The sequence below is a fragment of the Psychrobacter sp. TB20-MNA-CIBAN-0197 genome (assembly GCF_040309765.1).
GTDB classification, from domain to species: domain Bacteria; phylum Pseudomonadota; class Gammaproteobacteria; order Pseudomonadales; family Moraxellaceae; genus Psychrobacter; species Psychrobacter submarinus.
The window spans coordinates 1-20,254 of the sequence record NZ_JBEOPC010000022.1 but is presented as its reverse complement, the minus strand read 5'-3'; the positions used below and the strand labels follow the sequence as shown (position 1 = coordinate 20,254).

The following is a 20,254-nucleotide window of genomic DNA, read 5'->3' as shown; positions in this document are numbered from 1 at the left end:
TCTTAAGGTGCCCAACTTGCGCAAAAAAAACACGCCTTAGACGATTGCTAAAGCGTGTCAAATTTGAAAACCAGTATCTTCACTCAGCCCTATAGGCTAATTATTATCGGCTAATTGCGATGGCTATCACTATCAATAGTAGCGACGAATACTATCTTCAATAAAATCAGCGGCGACTTCATTGACTACCGTGCAGTCTACGACACCGCGAACGCTGTCCTCATTCGGGCGTATAGCGTTTTTATCGACAAAGTCAGTTTCATAAATGTCGTTATCATAATTGACGCCGTTAAATAGGTACTCAGGATCATTATTGGTCGCAAAAAAGGTCACTTGCGCTGCTGGGTTATCATTATTTGCACCAATAGAGCGCTCAGAGGTTCTAAAGTTCCTATTGTCGTTGAAGCGATCTTCTGCCGCGTCTATCCAGTCATCAAGATCTGAATAATTGGTCTTGTCTTTATTATTAAAAACAAAAAATGAGCGATCACTAGTGGTCACTGGAATATAGCAAACCGAGCCGTTCGGGAAACTAAGCGTGCTAGGCGCATTACTGCCAACACTAGGATAAGTATTTAAGGCTGTAAAGATACCCCGAGCGGCATTAGCGCCGTTCCCTGCTCGATAACCAAAGACATTTACCCCTGCTAGATTCAGCGTTCTATAAACCGTCTGATAATCAAATTTATTATTATTGTTTTTTTCATATATAGGACGTTTTACTGTTCGACCATTCACCTCGATATAACGATCTTCTAAGCTTCCCTCGAAGTCATCTGCTAATACTATCGAGTTATCCAAGTCATCGATATTTTGGCTATTAAAGTTGCCTACGATGTTAGTGACATCGATATCGCGCTCACCATCGCTATATTCAGTCTCAATACGAGCAATCGCCTCTCTACCCGTTTGCCGATCGATACTTTTATCAAACTGAGTCACTGTCAGCTCGTTGCTGTTCCCTGAACCATAAATCGAATCGTCATCATCGCCGCAGCCGCTGATAACTGCGGCCACAAGCATCATGCTCGTAGGAATCATTATTTTTTTCATAGCAAAATATCCTGTTGTCAAAATAGTCTTATATCGGGCTGATTTATAGCGCTGACATCGTTTATTCTTTTTTGGAATTTTACAGTACTGTTATGACTATTCATAGATGCCGCTTGTATGTCTCCTGTTCATTGTGCAGTTGTGCTTACAAATTCACAGTATAGCTTTACGACCTTTATATAACCTTTTGTGCAAACCTTGCTATGCTCAATAAGTGCTAAACAGGTAATACAGGTTACTCATACTAGTAGCCTTAAAAAAGCCATTAATAAAAACTTAAAAAGGACAAAGTATGAAAACTCTATACTCAACCAAAGCCACAGTCACTGGTGGCCGCACTGGTAATGCGTCACTCAATGACAGCGATCTAAAAATCAATATGGCGCCTCCAGGCGGTAACATGGAAGGCAATAACCCTGAGCAATTATTAGCAATGGGTTATGCGGCTTGCTTTGATAGCGCCTTAGGCGTGGTCAAAAAGATGGAAAAAGCCAGCTTTGGCTCTACCACTGAGACCACTGTCGATCTTAAGCAAGGCGATAACCATGACTATAAACTAGCAGTAAAAATTCACGTTATTGCCGATAGTACGGATATCTCAAGCGATGAGTTTCAAAAACTCGTAGAAAAAGCCAATGAGGTCTGCCCTTATTCAAAAGCGACTAAAGGCAATATCGAGATGGAAGTAACTTCTGAAGTCAAATAAAGCAAGCCGCTACTTTATGTTATGACATATCTTAGAGTATAAAAGTCAGAGCATGTCAGAGCATAGAAGCACAGAACGTTATCAGCATTTATCGTGCTCATAGCGTTCTTTTTTTAGGTTTTTAGGTATAGACCTGATAACTTTTACACCATTCGGCACGCGCTCATTTTATCGTTATAATATGGTCATACTATATTTTAATACCTGCTAAATTTTGCTACCTGCTAATAAGTGACCTCTTATGACTGCTCATACCAAAGACAACGATCACAACTCCCATTCGCCTATCGACCCGAACACCTTGCCTAACTTTGACACTATGCCAAACGTGGCCACTATGGACACCAGTCAGGTCAATAAAGATCAGCCGCCTTTTATCTTGGTTGACGGCTCATATTATCTGTTTCGCACTTATCATGCGCTGCCCAAAACCATGCAAAACACCCAAGGGTTAACCACTAACGCCATACGCGGCACGTTGAACGCGCTGCTCAAGCTGATGCGCCGCTATCACCCGACTCATATGGCGGTGTGTTTTGATACTAAATCGCCTACTTTTCGCCATAAAATGTCAGAAGAATACAAAGCCGGACGTCCGCCAATCGATGCTGAGCTGGTGGAACAAATCCCTTATATCCATCGTTTGGTCACCGCATTAGGTATTCCTTTGCTGCGTATTGAAGGCGCAGAAGCCGATGATATTATCGGAACGATGGCCTATCGCGCTGTCGCACAAGGTCATCATGTGGTCATCTCCACTGGGGATAAAGACATGATGCAGCTGGTCAATGATGCGGTGATATTAGAAGACAGCTTCACGGGCAAGATTACTGACACCCAAGGGGTCATCGATAAGCTCGGTATCAAGCCTCGCCAGATGATTGATTATTTAACACTGATGGGTGATACCTCTGATGGTATCAAAGGCGTGCCTGGTATCGGTAAAAAAACCGCTAAGGATTTGCTCGTTGAATACGGCGATATCGATAATATGCTTAAGCACATTGGCTTTATTAAAGGTCGCGGTGCTAAAGGCTTAATCGAGCACGCCGATGAGATTCCGTTGAACGCACAGCTTGCCACTATCATCACCGACTTAGATATCGGTCATGACTGGAATGATCTAAAAATCAACACTGATCCTTGTGCCCATATCGATGAGCTACGCGATCTGTACACTGAGCTTGAATTTAAAAATGAGCTGGCATCCTTAGACCACCCCAATCATCCGGCCAATGCTAATGGGCAAGGCGCGCAAAGCGTTGCCGAGACGCAGGCCAATAGCGAATCGCAAGCGCAAGTGGCTAAATCATTACAATCGACTGCCCTTGGGAACATCAAAGATAGCAAAAGCCATGACAAGGCTTGGCATACTATCCTCGACATGCCCGCCTTTGACAGCTTAGTTGCGCAGCTAGAGGCAGCGCCGCATTTCGTCCTTGATACTGAAACGACTAGTATCTACTGGCGCGAGGCGGAGATTGTCGGTCTATCCTTTGCTGTGCAAGCCCATGAAGCTTATTACGTCCCGCTGACACATCGCTTAGAGGGTGATGAGCTAACCGCTAAGCAGCTCGATCGCGATACCGTACTAGCGCGTCTTAAGCCAATATTAGAAAACCCCAAAATCGGTAAGATCGGTCAGCACTTAAAGTACGATACCCATATTCTCAGTCATTATGATATCGACCTCATTGGCGCAATACACTCTGATGATAAGCAGGCGCAGAACAACTGGGCGATGGATACTATGCTTGCCAGCTACGTAATCAATGCGGCGATTACTCGTCACGGTATGGACGATCTAGCGCGGCATTATCTGCAGACGCAAACCATCAGCTATGAAGATATCGCCGGTAAAGGCGCTAAGCAAGTCACCTTTGATCAAGTGGCTATCGATATCGCAAGCGACTATGCTTGTGAAGATGCGGACATTACTTATCAGCTGTTTGAGGTATTCAGCAAAACCCTTGCCGATGACGACAATAACCTGCGCCTACTTAATGAGCTTGAGATTCCAACCGCTGAGATTCTTTGTCAAATGGAAGCTAACGGTATCTTAATCAAACGCTCGTTCTTAAATGAGCTATCCAAGCGTTTTGACGAAGAAATTATTGCGCTAGAAAAGCAGGCCTATGACATCGCTGGCGAGGAGTTTAATCTAGGCTCACCAAAGCAGTTAGGCGAGGTGCTATTTGAGAAGCTGGGCGTGGTAGGCGGTAAAAAAACCAAATCTGGTCAGTACTCTACTGGCGAAGCAATACTATCCAAGATTGATCATCCGCTTGCGGAGATTACTCTAGAGTACCGCGGCTTGTCAAAACTAAAAAACACCTATACCGACTCCCTTGATGCAGTAGCAGATAAGGACACCGATCGCGTGCATACGAGCTACCATCAAGCTTTGACCAGTACCGGGCGCTTGTCTTCAACGGATCCTAATCTACAAAACATCCCGATCCGTACTAAAACCGGACGTCTGATTCGTCAAGCCTTTATCGCGCCAGAGGGCCGCGTACTCCTTGCAGCCGATTACTCACAAATTGAGCTGCGATTGATGGCGCATTTCTCAGGCGATGCCAACTTAACTCGCGCCTTTAATGAAGGCTTAGATATTCATACTGCTACCGCAGCTGAAGTGTTAGGCAAAGCGGTTGACGATGTCACGCCAACAGAGCGCCGTAATGCCAAGGCCATTAACTTTGGCCTACTATACGGCATGAGTGCTTTTGGTCTAGCCAAGCAATTACAGATGAGCCGAGGCGAGGCGCAAGATTATATCGATATGTACTTCGATCGCTATCCTAGCGTCAAGCAATACATGATAGACACGCGCGCAAGCGCCTATGAGCGCGGCTATATCGAGACCATCCTTGGCCGTAAGCTCTATACCCCTGATATCAATAACAGCAACCGCATGGTCAAACAAGCCGCTGAACGGGCGGCTATCAACGCGCCGCTACAAGGCTCAGCCGCTGACTTGATTAAGCTTGCGATGATAGCGGTCGATAAGGTGCTGCCAAAAGAGCAAGCCAAAATGTTACTCCAAGTCCATGATGAGCTGGTGTTCGAAGTGGATAGCGACAAGGTTGATGACATTGCGCAGCTGATTACTGTTGCGATGCAAGATGTGCTGCAAGATACAGCTAAAGGTATGGGCTGGGAGGTTGATTTTGCTGTGCCGTTGTTGGTTGAAACCGGAGTTGGTGAGAACTGGGATGAGGCGCATTGATATCATTACTAGGTATATTAATATAGGTTAATATTAAAAATATTAATATAAATAATTGATGAATTAGTCATAATTATCAATAGCATATCATATTAGCACGTATTATAATGACGCTTTACGTTGGTTATACCAACCATCTAACTGGGTTGATATGAGTTAATATACTTAAAAAAGTGAGCTTTTGAGCTCGCTTTTTTCATTTCTACTATTATTTATCATCGCTTAGGAGCCGCTCATTTTTACTGAAAACGGTATCATAGAAATCGCTAGTGTTATCCTGCTGATGCTGTGTTTACTGCGCTGCATACAACACACTATGCAAAGCCATCTTAAGCAAGGCGTTTATTTTTGGATAGCCGCTGTTTTAGTGTTTTTTACTGTTATTCGCCGCGAATTAAATCATCTTCCTGATTTGTTTATCGATATGCAGGCGCTTTGGTTAGGCCATAACTACGACTGGTGGGAGGATCGCCTCTTGCTAGTCATTTATATAGTAGCACTAGGATTGTTGGTTTACGCTTGGCGTTACTGCTGGGCGGTATTAAAAACTACTCCGCTGTGGTTATATCTAAGCGTCGCAGCTTTGGCATTACTGCAGTATATAGGCGAGAACGCTATTGGCTTCTCCCATAGCTTAGGTATAGTGGTGGAAGAGTTATCTGAGGCGGTTATTTATCTACTGGCTCTTGGTTACTTGTGGTCGTTTAAAGTGGCAGGATTTGAAGAGCGTCTGGAGCGCAGATTAGAGCTCAAGGAAGTGACTTATTAAGCCCCTATCAAGCCAATCGAGACCTTAGTTACCGATACCCTCTAGCATTCGATAGTGGGCTTTAGGTATGCTAGCTTATTGATAGTTATGACTCTTTTATTATTATTAAGACACGCACTCCCCACACTCACTTTTACTGTCACTCTAAGAATAGGATAGGTTATGAATGTACTCATCACTGGCGCATCACGCGGTATTGGTCTTGCGACAGCTAAGCGTTTGGCTGCCAAAGGTCACTGCGTTGGACTCTTCGATATCGATACGCATGAGCTATCGCACGCTATCAAGCAAAAGGCATTCAAAAAAGCCAATAAAAACCAGCGCGTGATTACAGGCGATTTAGATGTCACTCAAACCGACTCTTGGGATAACGCCATCGAGCAGATGGTCAATAACTTCGGCGGTATCGATGTGCTTATCAATAACGCTGGGGTGCTGGTCAGCGGTGTGTTGCCAACGACTGATTTGGACAAGCAATTATCCCTAGTCGATATCAACTGTAAAGGTGTGTTGATCGGCTGTCATAAAGCTGCGCCGTATCTTACTGATAGCACCAATGGTAAGATTATTAACCTATCTTCTGCCTCTGCGATTTACGGACAGTCTGAGGTCGCCACTTACTCCGCCAGTAAGTTCTTTGTACGCGGTCTGACCGAAGCGCTCAATGTCGAGTACGCAGACATGGGCATCAAGGTGATAGATGTGATGCCACTTTGGGTCAAATCCGATATGACCAAAGACATCGAAGTGACCAGTATTGATCGCTTAGGTATCAACCTGACGGTCGATGATGTCGCCAAAAAACTATGTAAGCTCAGCGGCTGCGCGAATCGAAAGATCTCAAAAACCCACTATCCTATTGGTTTACCGGCCAAGATATTGCATAGCACCTCGCAGGTAACGCCAGACTCAGTCATTCGCTTTATTAATAAAAAGATTGGCGCTAAGTAGTTTTTAGCATTGCCACTGTTCATTACTGTTACTATTCCTACTACTCATCTCAAGCGGCTACCTAATTTGGTAGTCGTTTTTTATTGCAATTGAGGCCGTACTCAATATTTTAGAGTAATAGCCAACGTCTTACATTTTTTGACATGCTGTGACAGCTTGCTACTAGCGCGGCGCGACTTAAACCGTCAAAATACTAGCATCAATACTTGATAGCGCTTATAAGATAGCTATCAACACAAACTTTAATACCCATAATCTTAATAATGACAATAAGGAAGCTGCTATGGACAATTCAAAATCACCACTACCAGAAGAGATGGACAGCATTCATAGTAATAAAAGCACTGATATGGACCGTGATAATCAACTTGTCGATCTAGACAACGATATGCTGCGCACTATTGATAATGATGATGTGATTGACAATAGTGCCGGATTCGATAATTCAGAAGTCGGTACCAATGCCACTCAGGGCTTAACGCCTATGCATCGACAAAATGTCGATGAAGCTACTGTCGAGAACGTGTTAGTACAAGATAACTTAGACGATGACACGTATCCTAGTATAGTCGACATCGCTGATAAGGAAGCTGCCGAGCGCAGTAATGATGATGATTTTTAATAGAATAATTATTTGATTACTCAGGCTAAGTTGTAAACAGCCACAAAAAAACACGCTCAATTCAAATTGAGCGTGTTTTTTTGTTTTAAAAGCAGTAATCACCTACACCCAGCCCTCAAGCGTGCCCGCCCAGCCTTTAACCAGCGGCGCACTCATTGCTTCTAACAAGTCGATATGCGCCTCATCCATATTCAGCGCTGGGATATAATGATACTCCTCACCGCCCGCCTCAATGAAGTTATCGCGGTTCTCAATCGCCAGCTCCTCTAGTGTCTCCAGACAATCTGCCGAAAACGCCGGGCTGATGATCTGTACCGACTTGACGCCAGACTTCGCCCAGTCATCTAGCACCACATCGGTATAAGGCTTGACCCACTCTTGCTTGCCAAAGCGCGATTGAAAGCTGATAATCCACTCATCCGCGCTCAGACCTAGCTCCTGCGCGACTTGCGCGGCGGTACATTTGCAGCGGCTTGGATAAGGGTCACCTTTATCGGCGTAGGGCTGCGGGATACCATGAAAGCTAAACATCAGCTTTTCAGGCTTGCCGTGTTTGGCTTGGAAGCGGCGAATGCTATCAGCCAAGGCCTTGATATATAGCGGATGCGCGAAGTAGTCTTTGACAATGGTGTAATTGGGCAGATTGCGCTGCTTGAGCGCCCACTTATTGATCGCATCATAGACCGCGCCACTTGAGGTCGCTGAATACTGCGGAAACACGGGCAGCAAGACAAAATGATCGACGCCCTCAGAGCGCAGTTTATCCATGACATCAGGCAGGCCCGGATTACCATAGCTCATCGCTGGATGTACGGTGACTCGAAACGGCGCATTTGCCGCGGCCAAACGCGGCTCTAGCTGCTCAGCTTGAGCGTTTAAGATATTGCGCATCGGTGAGTCGCCATCCCAAATACTTGCGTAAGCTTCCGCCACGCGCTTAGGGCGGCTAGGTAATACAAACAGATTGAGAATAATCGCCCACAGGAATCTTGGAATCTCAATCACACGCGGATCGGACAAAAACTGACGCAAATAGCGACGTACCGCAGGCGCGGTCGGTGCGTCTGGTGTACCTAGATTGATCAATAACACAGCAATACGCGGAGGCAGTTTAGGTTTCATAGCAGCCCATTATTTGAATAAAGTTTATGAAGGGTTTGATAAGGTTCTCGCTACCTTTTCTTAAACATCTTAAGCTATACTTAAAGATACTAAGCTGTTTTTGTGTTGCTTAGTGTAGCATTTTATCGTCTATATACGCAGGAGAAATGCCGCTCGTTTGCCCTTTGCCGCTTTGCGTCTTTAAACCCTGCTAATCTAGGTTGTACTCGCAGGCGCATCGCCATACAATAGACAGCATCGGCAATGAGCATAGCGCTGTATTTGCCCCTATAAAAACGTCATCTTGCGAGGTAGCTTTGAGCGTACGTTCTGATACTAATAACACTTCGACTAACCATTCTTCGACCGATAACGACTTTGAGGCGTCCTCCAACGAACAGCCCCAAAAAAGCGCAAAAGGCCCAAAAGGATCAGTAGGCTTAATCACGCCTAAGACGATGCACTTCTCCGAGCCGCTGACTTTGGAGTGTAATCGCACTTTGCCATCCTTTGATCTGGTCTATGAGACTTATGGCACCTTGAATGCAGACAAGTCGAATGCGATTTTGATCTGTCATGCCTTATCTGGCAGTCATCATGCTGCTGGCTACTATAATGAGGACGATAAAAAAGCCGGCTGGTGGGATAATATGATCGGCCCTAATAAAGCCATCAATACCAATCAGTTCTATGTGGTGTGCGTTAACAATATCGGTAGCTGTTTTGGCTCTACTGGCCCGACCACTGTCAATCCTGAGAGCGATGACGGACAAGTCTATGGCCCTGACTTTCCGCTGATCACCATCAAAGATTGGGTCAAAACCCAAGCCATGCTCTCTGATCGCTTAGGCATCGATATCTGGCATGCTATCGTTGGCGGCTCGATGGGCGGTATGCAAGCCATGCAGTGGTCCGTGGACTATCCTGATCGCCTTAAACGCTGTGTGGTCATCGCTTGTACGCCGAAGCTATCCGCGCAAAACATCGCCTTTAACGAAGTGGCGCGGCAGTCTATCTTGTCAGATCCTGACTTTATGGACGGACGCTATCTACAAGCAGGCACGTACCCTAAGCGCGGCTTGATACTGGCGCGGATGGTCGGTCATATCACTTATCTAACCGATGATGCGATGAAAGCTAAGTTCGGCCGCGACCTAAAGTCCGGCAAGTTTATGTACGGCTACGATGTCGAGTTTCAGGTTGAGAGCTACCTGCGTTATCAAGGCGAGCGCTTTAGCAAAAACTTCGATGCCAATACTTATCTTTTGATGACCAAAGCCTTAGACTATTTTGATCCAACGCGTGGCTATCAAGCACAGATTGAGCAGCAAGCGCTAAGTGATAATGAGGACAAGCAGCAAAGTATCGATCAGGTGATAGCAGACGCTGAACAAGAGGTCGAAGAAGCCGCTGTGGTAGAAGGCTCTATTGAGCTTAATGATTTAAAGACTGCCTTTGCTCATGCGCAGTGCCAGTATCTGATTGTATCGTTTACCACCGATTGGCGCTTCGCTCCTGAGCGCTCACAAGAGATTGTCGACGCGCTAATGGCGACAGGTAAACCGGTCAGCTATACCAATATCGACGCACCGCATGGTCATGATTCTTTTCTTTTCGATATCCCGCGCTATATGGGGGCTATCAAAGGCTTTTTGACGGCGCCGTTTATCAGCGATCATAACACTACAGACAAGCAACAGCCCAATCAGCTAACAGGAGCGCGCTCATGAGAATGGATTATCAACTCGCTGAGCGCTGGATTGCGCCGCGCTCGCACATCTTAGACTTAGGCTGCGGCAACGGCGAGCTACTCGCGCATTTGCAGCAGCAGCTCGGCGTTAGCGGCTATGGCATTGAGATCGATGAGCACAAAATAAACGAGGCCATCGGCAAAGGCTTATCTATCGTCGAACAAGATCTCAATGACGGCCTTGAGCGCTTCGCAGATGACAGCTTCGATACCGTGGTGATGGCGCGAGCGCTACAAGCGGTCAAAAACCCTGACGAGCTGCTCCTCGATATGCTGCGCGTCGGCCGTGAAGCAGTGATTACCTTTCCCAACTTCGCCCACTGGCAAAACCGGATTCATTTAGGACTCAAAGGCATGATGCCGGTCTCAGAAGCCCTGCCCTATGAATGGTACAACACCCCGAATATTCATCTATGTACCTTCAAGGACTTTGAGCAGCTGTGCGCTAAGCATAATATTCGTATTCTTAACCGTTTTGCGGTGAGCGACTCTGAAAAAGGCTATGCGCCGCTTATGTCAACCTTGGTGCGTCAAGCGCCAAACTTGCTAGCGGATGTGGCTATTTACCGAGTAACTAAAGCCTAGAGCGTTTAATGAGTTTAAAGATAGTGGTAATAACTAAGCGCCGTAACTCTCATAAAATAGGAATAAATAAGGTTACAAAGTAGGTTATAGACTTGTGGCAATAAGTCACGCTAATGTAACTCTATGATTTTATTGGCTTCCTGCGGCGCTGAACTGTGGTAAAAGTAGGTAATTAGTATTTGAGTTTCGTAACTTTGAGTGTTAAGCTTACAAAATATTGTCAATGACAACCCATTTTCGACCGTTTATCTGGCGCTTTAGTATAAGCAATATGGCTAAAAAGGACTTTACCCCAGCCGCTACCCTAAGATAAGCTCAAGCATATTTATTACTTATTCAACAACGATATTACTCAAACGAAGATATTGTTTGTTCACTCATTACTCACTGCCTATTTTGGAGCCGCTATGAAACTCTTAAAAGCTGCCTTATTCACCGCTCTATTTTCTTGTGCTGGCCTAGCCAATGCTGAGCTAATCTCAAACGTACCGCTTGATACCTCACGTTTTGAGCTAATGTCAGTTAGTGATTTATCTGCTCGCGCTGCCCAAGGTAGCGATCACGCGCAGTTCTATCTTGCCAAGCGTCTACAAAAAGGCCAAGGCGTCAAGCAAAACACGCAGCAAGCGATCCAGTGGTACACCCGCGCCGCCGAGCAAGGCGTTGCTCCTGCGCAGCTCAATCTAGCGATTATGTATCTTCGCGGTGAAGGCGTTCAGCCAAACATCCAGCAGGCGCGTAAATGGTTAGAAAAAGCAGCCATGCGCGGCGACAACCGTGCCAGCTACACGCTTGCGCTACTCGATGAGAAGCAAAAAAACCTAGTCGACGCTTATAAGTGGTATGACCTAGCGGCTCGTGATGGCATGCTAGATGAAAAGGTACGTAATAAAGCGCGTGGTAAAATCGGTCAGTTAGCGCTTAACTTATCCTCTTCTGATATCGCAAGCGCTCGTAGCAAAGCGGATACTTGGTTTCAGAGTAAATAAATCGGCGTCAATAAAGCAAGTAAGCTTTAGCGCAGATGTCGTTTACCAATAGATCCAGCCTTTGTGCTGGATTTTTTATGGCTATAAAATAAGCGCTCAGCATCACTTAAGGACTGACGCCAATAGATGAAATTTGCTACTATCTATCCTATTATTAGCGAATCTTTTGCTAACACATATTTTGTTAGCCCATACTTTATTCAAATACCGTTATGCAGGTGATCCCATTATGGCCAAAAATGCCTTACAAGCGCAGCTCCTAAAAGCAGGTCTAGTAGACGATAAAAAAGCCAAAAAAATAAGCAAACAAGCTCAGCACGCCAAGCGAACTGGCGACGCTGCGGCTACTGAAAGCAAAAAAGCCCTAGCCGCCGCGCAAGCTGAAAAGGCTGAAAAGGATCTCAAGCTCAATCAGCAAAAGCAGCAGCAGTTAGAAGAAAAAACCCTACGCGCCAATATCATTCAGATGATAAAGCAGCATCAAATCACCGAGACCGATGGCGAGGTCAGCTATCAGTTCGTCGATGACTCTAAGATTAAGAAGATTTACACCACGCAGAAGCTCTACGAGCAAATCGTCGCAGGTTTTGTGGTCATCGCGCGTTTAGAAGACGACTACGCACTACTGCCACGACCGCTTGCTGATCGTATCAATGCTAAGTTAGAGGGCTTCATCGTAGTGTCGAATGATAAGTCCGAGAATGAGATGGAAGAAGATGATCCATACGCGGCGTATGTGATTCCAGATGATTTGATGTGGTAGGAACTTAATTCAAAACAGAGAATCCAGCTTAGATGCTGGATTTTTTATTCTTAAGCCTTATTTAGAACTTGAGTCATAGTATAGTCGATACCCTTCAAAAATGACGTAGCGCTGCTGCGATGTTTCTTTTGAATAACAGTTATGCAGCGTCGAACAATAACAGCACGCAAGCAAAATTTATAACTAATAGTTTTACTGCAAACTGACTATATCAGCAATAAAATATTCAAAACTTGAGCCAAATTTGCTACACTACGCCCGCGCTAACCAATTCCACAATCAGGTTAGTGTTATTGCTAGTATTAGATAGCTATCCTAAATGAATCAATGCACTAGGTTTACGTCCTAGCCCGCAGGAGACCCGTATGAGCACCAACAACCCCACTGCAACATCAGCACCCGCCTACGATAGCGAAACCAACAATATCGTTGTCGCGGCGCTTTATAAGTTTACTCGCTTCGATAATTATGAAGACTATCGCCAGCCCATCTTAGATACCATGCTGAGTAACGATGTCAAAGGCACATTGTTGATTGCTAGCGAAGGCATCAACGGGACGATTTCAGGCACACGCTCGGGCATCGATAATGTCTTAGATTACTTGCGTAGTATCGAAGCCGTTGGCAGCTTTACCTTTAAAGAGTCTTATACCAACGAGCAGCCGTTTTATCGCACCAAAGTGAAGCTCAAAAAAGAGATCGTCACGATGGGCGTCGAAGATATCGACCCTTTGCAGTCGGTTGGGCGCTACGTCAAGCCAAAAGACTGGAACGCGCTGATCTCTGATCCAGAAGTCATCCTCATCGATACCCGTAACGATTATGAAGTGCAAATCGGCACCTTTGAAAATGCCATTAACCCTAATACTGAAACCTTTCGCGAGTTTCCAGAATACGTGGCAAAAGAGCTCGATCCTGCCAAGCATAAAAAGGTGGCGATGTTCTGCACTGGCGGTATCCGCTGCGAAAAATCCACCGCTTATATGCGCGAGCAAGGCTTTGAAGAGGTCTATCACTTAGAGGGCGGCATCCTCAAATATCTAGAAGAAGTGCAAAAAGAAGACTCTATGTGGCAAGGCGACTGCTTCGTCTTTGATAATCGCGTCTCGGTCAATCACGACCTAGAAAAAGGCGATTATGAGCAATGCTTTGCTTGCCGGATGCCGATCACTCAAGAGGATATGCAAAGCCCCGCCTATAGTAAAGGTGAGTCTTGCCCGCATTGTATCGGTAAAGCGACCGACGAGCAAAAAGCGCGTTTTCGCGAGCGTGAGCGGCAGATGCAATTAGCTAAGGCTCGCGGTGAAGCGCACATCGGTAGCGAAGTCAAAGAGGTGATGGAAAAACGTAAAATGGCAAAAGAGGAAGCACGTCGTCAGGCAGATGAAGCCAATAACGCAAAGTAGTTATATTGTATAGAAGATCGCCTTAGCCCAGCAGCGACCCTATAAAACTTTAATCGGCAATATAAAAAAGAGACTCACTTAGGAGTCTCTTTTTTGTCTTAAGCTATAGCTAGTAACTTAGAACAAGATACGCACACGGATCGTTTCTTCGACATCTTTGAGTTGATCAAGCGCTGCAGTTGAGTCGTTATAATCGACATCCATCACTAGATAACCGACATCGTCTTCGGTCATAAGGCTTTGCGCTAAGATATTGATACCCGCTTCGGCGAACAGGCGGTTGATTTGCGAGAGGACGCCTGGTACGTTTTTGTGGATGTGTAATAGACGATGCGAGCCTTCTTTGAATGGTATCGACACTTCTGGGAAGTTGACTGCGGTCGCCGTATCGCCTTGGTCTGAGTATTTTACAAACTTCTCAGCCACTTCTAGACCGATATTCTCTTGCGCCTCTTGCGTTGAGCCGCCGATATGCGGCGTCAAGATGACATTGTCGAACTTACGTAGTGGCGACTCGAACTCTTGATCGGCAGATTTTGGCTCTTTAGGGAACACATCAATCGCCGCGCCGAGCACTTTACCCGACTCGATAACTGCGGCTAGATCATCAATCTCCACACAAGTACCGCGAGCGGCATTGATAAAGTAGCTGCCCTCTTTCATCTGCGCGAACTGCTCAGCGCCCATCATATAGCGCGTGCTTGGTACGTCTGGCACATGCAAAGTGACGATATCAGCGGTAGAGAGTAGCTCCTCTAGGCTGCCAACTTGTACCGCGTTACCTAATGGCAGCTTAGTCACCACGTCATGATAAATGACTTTCATGCCGAAGCTTTCGGCTAGTACGGATAGCTGCGAGCCGATAGAGCCGTAGCCGACGATACCGATGGTCTTACCACGCACTTCGTGCGAGTTTTTGGCAGACTTGCCCCAGCCGCCGCGATGGACGGTCGCATTCTTCTCTGGAATACCGCGATACAGCATGATAGCTTCGGCTAATACCAGCTCAGCCACTGAGCGCGTATTGGAATAAGGGGCGTTGAAGACCGGAATACCCATCTCGCGTGCCGCTTCAAGATCGACTTGGTTGGTACCAATACAAAAACAGCCAATACCGATGAGTTTCTCGGCTTTTTCTAATACTTGACGCGTGAGCTGCGTACGCGAGCGAATACCGATGAAATGCGCATCTTTGATTTTTTCGATCAGCTCCTCTTCATCAAGCGCGTGGCTTAAGTATTCGATATTGCTATAACCCGCTCCTTCTAATACTTTTAAAGCGTTTTCATGCAAGCCTTCTAGTAATAGAAAACGAATTTTATCTTTTTGTAATGATAATGCCATACGAGATCTTTCCTATGATTTGTTAAGTGAGCAGTTGATTGATAAGTAGGGTGTGAGCCGTGTATCTGCTCGACTCTGTTTAAAGATAATACTACGCTACTGATATGCTTTTTTTAGCGTACTGCTTTTACAGACGCTGCCAAAACTCATGCCAGTAGTTTGCCCTAACTCTAGTATCGGTTTAAAACTATCGCTTTTAAAACCATCGCTTTTAAAACCATCACTTTTAACACCATCACCGTTCAAACAAGTATGACCATTAAAAAAGTGAAAGCGACGCCCTCTTGTATTATCACTCACTTATGATGAATAAAAACAATGCGTTTATATTACACAAAATTGCCCAAGGATGTTAGGGAATAACAGGAATAAGTCGTCATCGTTTTGGTTAATAATGACTATTTGAGCCTTGCATCTGCTTAGATATAGCACCGTGATGTGCTAATATTAGACTTATCTAATCTCTTCCCCTTTATCTATTGCTACTGCTAAATCGCCGAGACTATTATGAATGATATCGTTACCGAAAACCAACCGGCCCATGAGCGCACTCACGCCGCAAAGCAAGCAGACATTAATGAGCCAAGCTTGCAGTCTGCTACTGATACTGCAGCAGTGCAAGCTATTTTACAAGCTCTGCTTCATAGCCATCAGTTTGAAGAGAGCCAAATCAAAACCGATAGCGAGAGCCTAGAGCATTGGGGTAAAGATTGGACCAAACATTTTGCGCCGGCCGCCTCTGCCATCGTCTTCCCAAAATCGACCGAGCAAGTGCAAGCGATTGTATTATTAGCCAATGAGCATGACGTCGTCTTAACCCCAAGCGGTGGTCGTACTGGTCTCTCGGCGGGCGCAGTAGCCGCGAATGGCGAGATCGTCGTCAGCATGGATAAGATGAATCAGATTGGCACTTTTTATCCCGCTGATCGTATGGTTGAGATCGAAGCGGGCGTGGTCACCGAGCAGCTCCAGCAGTTCGCTGAATCCAAAGACTTATACTACCCCGTTGACTTTGCTTCGGCAGGCTCGAGCCAAATGGGCGGTAATATCGGCACCAATGCCGGCGGTATCAAGGTGATCCGCTACGGCATGACGCGTCAATGGATTATGGGCTTAACGGTAGTGACAGGCAAAGGCGATATCTTGCATCTCAATCGCGGGATGATCAAAAACGCCACCGGTTATGACTTGCGTCAACTCTTTATTGGTTCTGAGGGTACGTTGGGTCTAGTCACTCAGGCGCAGATTAAGCTCGATCGTCTGCCTCAAGACTTAAGCGTCATGGTGCTGGGTATGGATAGCTTCAATGACGTTATGAACGTACTCTCCGCCTTTCAAGCGAAGATTGATCTAACCGCCTTTGAGTTCTTTGATGATACCGCTATCGATAAGCTGATGGCGCACGGTCAAGTACAAGAGCCATTTGAATCGCGCACTAAGTTTTATACGCTACTTGAGTTCGAAGCACCTTATGAGCCCATTATGGATAAGGCGATGGCGATCTTTGAAGACTGTATGAATGAGGGCTGGGTCGTCGATGGGGTCATGAGTCAGAGCCTGGCGCAAGCGGCAGAGCTATGGAAGCTACGCGAGTATATCTCTGAGACCATCTCAGTATTCACCCCGTATAAGAACGATGTGTCAGTGCTGATCAGCTACGTGCCTGAGTTTATTGAAGAGATCGATGCGATCGTCAGCAGCAATTATCCTGACTTTGAAGTGTGCTGGTTTGGCCATATTGGCGATGGCAACTTACATCTTAATATCTTAAAGCCTGAGAATATGAGCAAGGACGATTTCTTTGATGAGTGTCAAATCGTCAATAAATATGTGTTTGAAACCGTAGAAAAATATGGCGGCTCGGTATCAGCAGAGCATGGCGTGGGTATGACTAAGAAGCCTTATCTCAACTATAGTCGCAGTGATACTGAGATTGATTATCTACGCGAAGTCAAAAAAGTCTTTGATCCCAATAATATTATGAATCGCGGTAAGATTTTTGATATGTAATAAGGCTATTGATTTCAAAATCGCAGTAAAAAACGACGCTAAACATTTAGTCTAGCGTCGTTTTTAGTTTTATGATTGAGGTGCTGACTTAAAAAGCTAAAAGGCTTAGCAGATAATCGCTGATTGGCTCGCCAGGTTTGTAATCAGTAATTGAGCAGCAGTAAGCCGACCACTAATAATACCGCCAAAAACCCTTGCACGACTAAGAAAGCTTGGTGCGGCGCGGCCACGTGCTTGATCATATTACCCATGGCATTATAAGTGATACCCGCAGCTTTGATGTGCGGCGGCGTCTGAAAATCTTTAATCACTTGCAAAAACTGCTCAGTACGCTGGCTACTCCAACCATGCGGCGCAAAAGGTAGGAATGGGGAGAGTTGCATCGCCTGCTGTTTGGTCGCAGGGGACCACAGCCAGCGCTCCAAAAACAGTAAGCGCATACGCCAATCTGAAAAGATACGCTGATCAATGGTTTCGAGTAAGAGTATCTTGATGTTTTTATGACGATTATCCGCAAATATTCGCTGTTGTAGCGCTAGTACTTTCGCTTTTTCGCCTTCTAAACATTGCAAAAAATGGCTATTGCCATAACATAGCGTACCAGTAATACCTTGCTGCTCATTATAATCACGCGCATGCGCTTCTACTTCATCAAATATCGAAGCTTTTAGGCGCGAATGGAGCGTCAAACTACTCACATAAACCAAACGAATCAAAGCGGTTTCTGCTGTTTTATCTAAAGCTTTAACCGTATCGGTATGGTTTAGAAGTAAGGTCATATGCAATCCTAATAGTGGTTTACCTGACTAGTAGACCAAATAAATAAACTAAACTAGCGGTGACTGTCACGCTTACTAGGATTAACTAGTAACCTGTTGCGCAAATGTTATGATGACAAACACAGATTTTCGAGAGACAAAATAAAGGATAGATTCTAAATAGAAACTGGCAAGTAATTGTTATTATTAATTATTGTATCATTCGTACTACGGATTTAATACTTTTTTTTATAAACCAAGAAAAACAGAAAACTGACTGATAAACAAGCCTAGTTAAAGGCGTAGCTTATGCATTTAAGCGAACAAATAGTTGTTTAAAAACCCATCAAACCATAGCAAATAAAGAAAGTTAATCACAGCCAACCTACGTTCAATGGCTAACACTACCAAAATAGGAACACCGATGAGCAAGATAGAAAAACTAGACGACTTTCATTTAACGATTGCCGAGATTAAGAAAAAAGACTATCCACAAGTCAAAGAGCTGATGGATCGCGTCTACGTCAACTTAGGCGGCGCTTGGTCAAAGACCACGATTCACACTCTAATCGATGCCTTTCCTGAAGGCCAAATTGCCTTATTTGACCATGATAAGCTGATCGGGATGGTGCTATCGATGCGCGTCGATTATGCCAAATTCTCAAACCCGCATACTTATGACGATCTTATCGGTCATAGAGAGATCATAAAAGACAATCCTAAGGGCGACGCTATCTACGGGTTGGATGCGCTTATCGATCCTGAGTATCGCGGTTATCGTTTGGGCCGACGCCTCTATGATGCGCGTAAAGAGCTGTGCCGGCAGATGAACTTTCGCTCTATCTTAGCTGGTGGCCGTATTCCTAAATATTATAACCATCAGGACTTGACGCCAGGCGAGTATATCGACGCTGTTGAATCACGTGAGATTCATGATCCGGCGCTCTCTTTTCAGCTGTCTAACGGCTTTATCGTCAAGCGTATTTTGACCGGCTACCTGCCTGATGATAAGCAGTCCAAAGGCTTTGCAACGCTCCTTGAGTGGGCTAATATCTACTATGAGCCCAAAGACTACAAGCCGAACACTCGCAAGTCTGAGGTGCGTATCGGCGGTATTCAATGGCAGATGCGTGAGGTCGAGTCGCCTGAGGAGCTACTACAACAAGTCGAGTTCTTCGTTGATATCATGGCCGATTATAATTCTGACTTTGCTTGCCTGCCAGAATTCTTTAACGCGCCCTTGATGGGACTATGCGAGTCGACGGATCAAAACGTTGCCATTCGCTTTTTGGCAGATTATACCGAATGGTTTAAGAATGAAATCTCGCATTTAGCCGTCAGCTATAACGTCAACGTCATTACCGGCTCTATGCCGCTACTCGATGAAAACGATACCCTCTATAACGTCAGTTACTTATGTCGCCGTGATGGCACCGTTGAGGAGCAGCGCAAAATTCATATCACCCCCCACGAGCGTAGCGCTTGGGTGATTGAGGGCGGCGATGAGGTAAAAGTATTCGATACGGATGCCGGCCGCGTTGGTATTTTAGTCTGTTATGACGTTGAGTTCCCAGAGCTTGCGCGTCTCATGGCACTCGATGATATGGATATCTTATTTGTGCCGTTTTGGACAGACACTCAAAATGGCTACTTGCGCGTACGCCACTGCGCCCAAGCCCGCGCGATTGAAAACGAGTGCTATGTGATGATTTGCGGCTCAGTCGGTAACCTGCCACAAGTTGAGAGCTTAGATATTCAGTATGCGCAGTCGTCTATCTTCTCGCCCTCTGACTTTGCTTTTCCGCATGATGCGATTATGGCGGAGACCACGGCTAATACGGAGATGGTATTCTTCTCCGATTTAAATTTAGACAAGCTCATTCATGTGCGTAATGAAGGCTCTGTACATAATTTACTCGATCGCCGTGACGACTTATTTAGCCTAAAGTGGAAGCGTAAATCTAAAGTTTCTGCTAGTAAGTTAAGCGATGAAGAGCGCCGCGAAAACTCAGGCAGCGTACTATTAGGCGATCCGCTACAAAACCGCGCGCAAAAATCTTAAATGTTGATCTATTAAACGCTCAAGTAAACACTTAACTTTTTATAAACGGCTGACCTTTCAGCCGTTTATTTTTATCCTTAGATTAACACACCAAGTGCAACGCTAATTAATATTATAGAACGCCTGCATAGGCGTCTTAAACCCTAATCGTTT

Annotated in this window: 16 protein-coding genes; 12 read left to right on the top strand and 4 right to left on the bottom strand. The window is 45.4% G+C overall.

Going from position 1 to position 20,254, the window contains the following annotated elements; translation table 11 throughout:
- Positions 1 to 132 precede the first annotated feature (132 nt).
- A complete protein-coding gene (locus AAEY83_RS08400; protein WP_156923941.1) occupies positions 133 to 1,053 on the bottom strand; it encodes a hypothetical protein in 921 nt (306 codons plus the stop codon).
- Between the two features lie 292 nt (positions 1,054 to 1,345).
- Here AAEY83_RS08400 and AAEY83_RS08395 point away from each other — a divergent pair, with 292 nt between their 5' ends.
- The 5 genes from AAEY83_RS08395 to AAEY83_RS08375 all read left to right on the top strand — a co-directional run bounded on the left by AAEY83_RS08395 (position 1,346) and on the right by AAEY83_RS08375 (position 7,333).
- Positions 1,346 to 1,759: an Ohr family peroxiredoxin gene (locus tag AAEY83_RS08395; RefSeq protein ID WP_025644523.1), complete on the top strand. Its 414-nt coding sequence runs from the start codon at positions 1,346 to 1,348 to the stop codon at positions 1,757 to 1,759.
- Positions 1,760 to 2,078: 319 nt separating this feature from the next.
- Positions 2,079 to 4,991, top strand: a complete 2,913-nt coding sequence (polA, locus tag AAEY83_RS08390; protein ID WP_413771569.1) for a DNA polymerase I — start codon at positions 2,079 to 2,081, stop codon at positions 4,989 to 4,991.
- A gap of 316 nt (positions 4,992 to 5,307) precedes the next feature.
- On the top strand, positions 5,308 to 5,760 hold the full coding sequence (locus tag AAEY83_RS08385) for a hypothetical protein (RefSeq protein ID WP_227501943.1): 453 nt from the start codon (positions 5,308 to 5,310) through the stop codon (positions 5,758 to 5,760).
- A 162-nt stretch (positions 5,761 to 5,922) separates the two neighbouring features.
- Positions 5,923 to 6,711, top strand: a complete 789-nt coding sequence (locus AAEY83_RS08380) for an SDR family oxidoreductase (protein WP_025644517.1) — start codon at positions 5,923 to 5,925, stop codon at positions 6,709 to 6,711.
- Positions 6,712 to 6,994: 283 nt separating this feature from the next.
- The gene (locus tag AAEY83_RS08375) at positions 6,995 to 7,333 is read left to right on the top strand and encodes a hypothetical protein (protein ID WP_025644515.1); all 339 of its coding nucleotides are present in this window, start codon (positions 6,995 to 6,997) and stop codon (positions 7,331 to 7,333) included.
- A 102-nt stretch (positions 7,334 to 7,435) separates the two neighbouring features.
- Here the strand turns inward: AAEY83_RS08375 and hemH are convergent, their stop codons facing one another.
- On the bottom strand, positions 7,436 to 8,455 hold the full coding sequence (gene hemH / locus AAEY83_RS08370; RefSeq protein WP_025644513.1) for a ferrochelatase: 1,020 nt from the start codon (positions 8,453 to 8,455) through the stop codon (positions 7,436 to 7,438).
- 296 nt (positions 8,456 to 8,751) lie between these two features.
- Here hemH and metX point away from each other — a divergent pair, with 296 nt between their 5' ends.
- The 5 genes from metX to trhO all read left to right on the top strand — a co-directional run bounded on the left by metX (position 8,752) and on the right by trhO (position 13,927).
- Entirely contained in the window at positions 8,752 to 10,164 is a 1,413-nt protein-coding gene (metX, locus tag AAEY83_RS08365) for a homoserine O-acetyltransferase MetX (protein ID WP_025644511.1), read from the top strand.
- Positions 10,161 to 10,769 carry a methionine biosynthesis protein MetW gene (gene metW, locus AAEY83_RS08360; RefSeq protein WP_025644509.1) on the top strand — a complete coding sequence of 203 codons (609 nt, stop codon included), beginning with the start codon at positions 10,161 to 10,163 and terminating at the stop codon, positions 10,767 to 10,769. The genes metX and metW overlap by 4 nt, the downstream gene beginning before the upstream one ends.
- A gap of 407 nt (positions 10,770 to 11,176) precedes the next feature.
- Positions 11,177 to 11,758, top strand: a complete 582-nt coding sequence (locus AAEY83_RS08355) for a tetratricopeptide repeat protein (RefSeq protein WP_025644507.1) — start codon at positions 11,177 to 11,179, stop codon at positions 11,756 to 11,758.
- Between the two features lie 229 nt (positions 11,759 to 11,987).
- Entirely contained in the window at positions 11,988 to 12,521 is a 534-nt protein-coding gene (locus tag AAEY83_RS08350; RefSeq protein WP_025644505.1) for a DUF2058 domain-containing protein, read from the top strand.
- Between the two features lie 365 nt (positions 12,522 to 12,886).
- Complete coding sequence (gene trhO / locus AAEY83_RS08345) at positions 12,887 to 13,927, top strand: oxygen-dependent tRNA uridine(34) hydroxylase TrhO (RefSeq protein WP_025644503.1); 1,041 nt, start codon at positions 12,887 to 12,889, stop codon at positions 13,925 to 13,927.
- Positions 13,928 to 14,044: 117 nt separating this feature from the next.
- Here the strand turns inward: trhO and serA are convergent, their stop codons facing one another.
- Positions 14,045 to 15,271 carry a phosphoglycerate dehydrogenase gene (serA, locus tag AAEY83_RS08340; RefSeq protein ID WP_025644501.1) on the bottom strand — a complete coding sequence of 409 codons (1,227 nt, stop codon included), beginning with the start codon at positions 15,269 to 15,271 and terminating at the stop codon, positions 14,045 to 14,047.
- 507 nt (positions 15,272 to 15,778) lie between these two features.
- On the opposite strand from serA, the gene AAEY83_RS08335 reads away from it, so the two are divergent.
- Positions 15,779 to 17,281 carry a D-2-hydroxyglutarate dehydrogenase gene (locus tag AAEY83_RS08335; RefSeq protein ID WP_227501944.1) on the top strand — a complete coding sequence of 501 codons (1,503 nt, stop codon included), beginning with the start codon at positions 15,779 to 15,781 and terminating at the stop codon, positions 17,279 to 17,281.
- 143 nt (positions 17,282 to 17,424) lie between these two features.
- On the opposite strand, the gene AAEY83_RS08330 is transcribed toward AAEY83_RS08335, so the two are convergent.
- Positions 17,425 to 18,060 (bottom strand): BLUF domain-containing protein, encoded by a 636-nt coding sequence (locus AAEY83_RS08330; RefSeq protein ID WP_025644497.1) that lies wholly within the window; start codon positions 18,058 to 18,060, stop codon positions 17,425 to 17,427.
- 403 nt (positions 18,061 to 18,463) lie between these two features.
- Between AAEY83_RS08330 and AAEY83_RS08325 the strand changes: the two genes are divergently transcribed.
- Complete coding sequence (locus AAEY83_RS08325; RefSeq protein WP_025644495.1) at positions 18,464 to 20,101, top strand: carbon-nitrogen hydrolase family protein; 1,638 nt, start codon at positions 18,464 to 18,466, stop codon at positions 20,099 to 20,101.
- Positions 20,102 to 20,254 lie beyond the last annotated feature (153 nt).

Bases quoted from the DNA above. Each gene is read 5' to 3' on its own strand.
- AAEY83_RS08395 (WP_025644523.1), top strand. From the start codon at position 1,346: ATGAAAACTCTATACTCAACCAAAGCCACAGTCACTGGTGGCCGCACT.
- AAEY83_RS08330 (WP_025644497.1), bottom strand. From the start codon at position 18,060: ATGACCTTACTTCTAAACCATACCGATACGGTTAAAGCTTTAGATAAA.
- AAEY83_RS08350 (WP_025644505.1), top strand. From the start codon at position 11,988: ATGGCCAAAAATGCCTTACAAGCGCAGCTCCTAAAAGCAGGTCTAGTA.
- serA (WP_025644501.1), bottom strand. From the start codon at position 15,271: ATGGCATTATCATTACAAAAAGATAAAATTCGTTTTCTATTACTAGAA.
- AAEY83_RS08375 (WP_025644515.1), top strand. From the start codon at position 6,995: ATGGACAATTCAAAATCACCACTACCAGAAGAGATGGACAGCATTCAT.
- AAEY83_RS08400 (WP_156923941.1), bottom strand. From the start codon at position 1,053: ATGAAAAAAATAATGATTCCTACGAGCATGATGCTTGTGGCCGCAGTT.
- polA (WP_413771569.1), top strand. From the start codon at position 2,079: ATGCCAAACGTGGCCACTATGGACACCAGTCAGGTCAATAAAGATCAG.
- trhO (WP_025644503.1), top strand. From the start codon at position 12,887: ATGAGCACCAACAACCCCACTGCAACATCAGCACCCGCCTACGATAGC.
- AAEY83_RS08335 (WP_227501944.1), top strand. From the start codon at position 15,779: ATGAATGATATCGTTACCGAAAACCAACCGGCCCATGAGCGCACTCAC.
- metW (WP_025644509.1), top strand. From the start codon at position 10,161: ATGAGAATGGATTATCAACTCGCTGAGCGCTGGATTGCGCCGCGCTCG.
- AAEY83_RS08355 (WP_025644507.1), top strand. From the start codon at position 11,177: ATGAAACTCTTAAAAGCTGCCTTATTCACCGCTCTATTTTCTTGTGCT.
- AAEY83_RS08325 (WP_025644495.1), top strand. From the start codon at position 18,464: ATGAGCAAGATAGAAAAACTAGACGACTTTCATTTAACGATTGCCGAG.
- AAEY83_RS08380 (WP_025644517.1), top strand. From the start codon at position 5,923: ATGAATGTACTCATCACTGGCGCATCACGCGGTATTGGTCTTGCGACA.
- hemH (WP_025644513.1), bottom strand. From the start codon at position 8,455: ATGAAACCTAAACTGCCTCCGCGTATTGCTGTGTTATTGATCAATCTA.
- AAEY83_RS08385 (WP_227501943.1), top strand. From the start codon at position 5,308: ATGCAAAGCCATCTTAAGCAAGGCGTTTATTTTTGGATAGCCGCTGTT.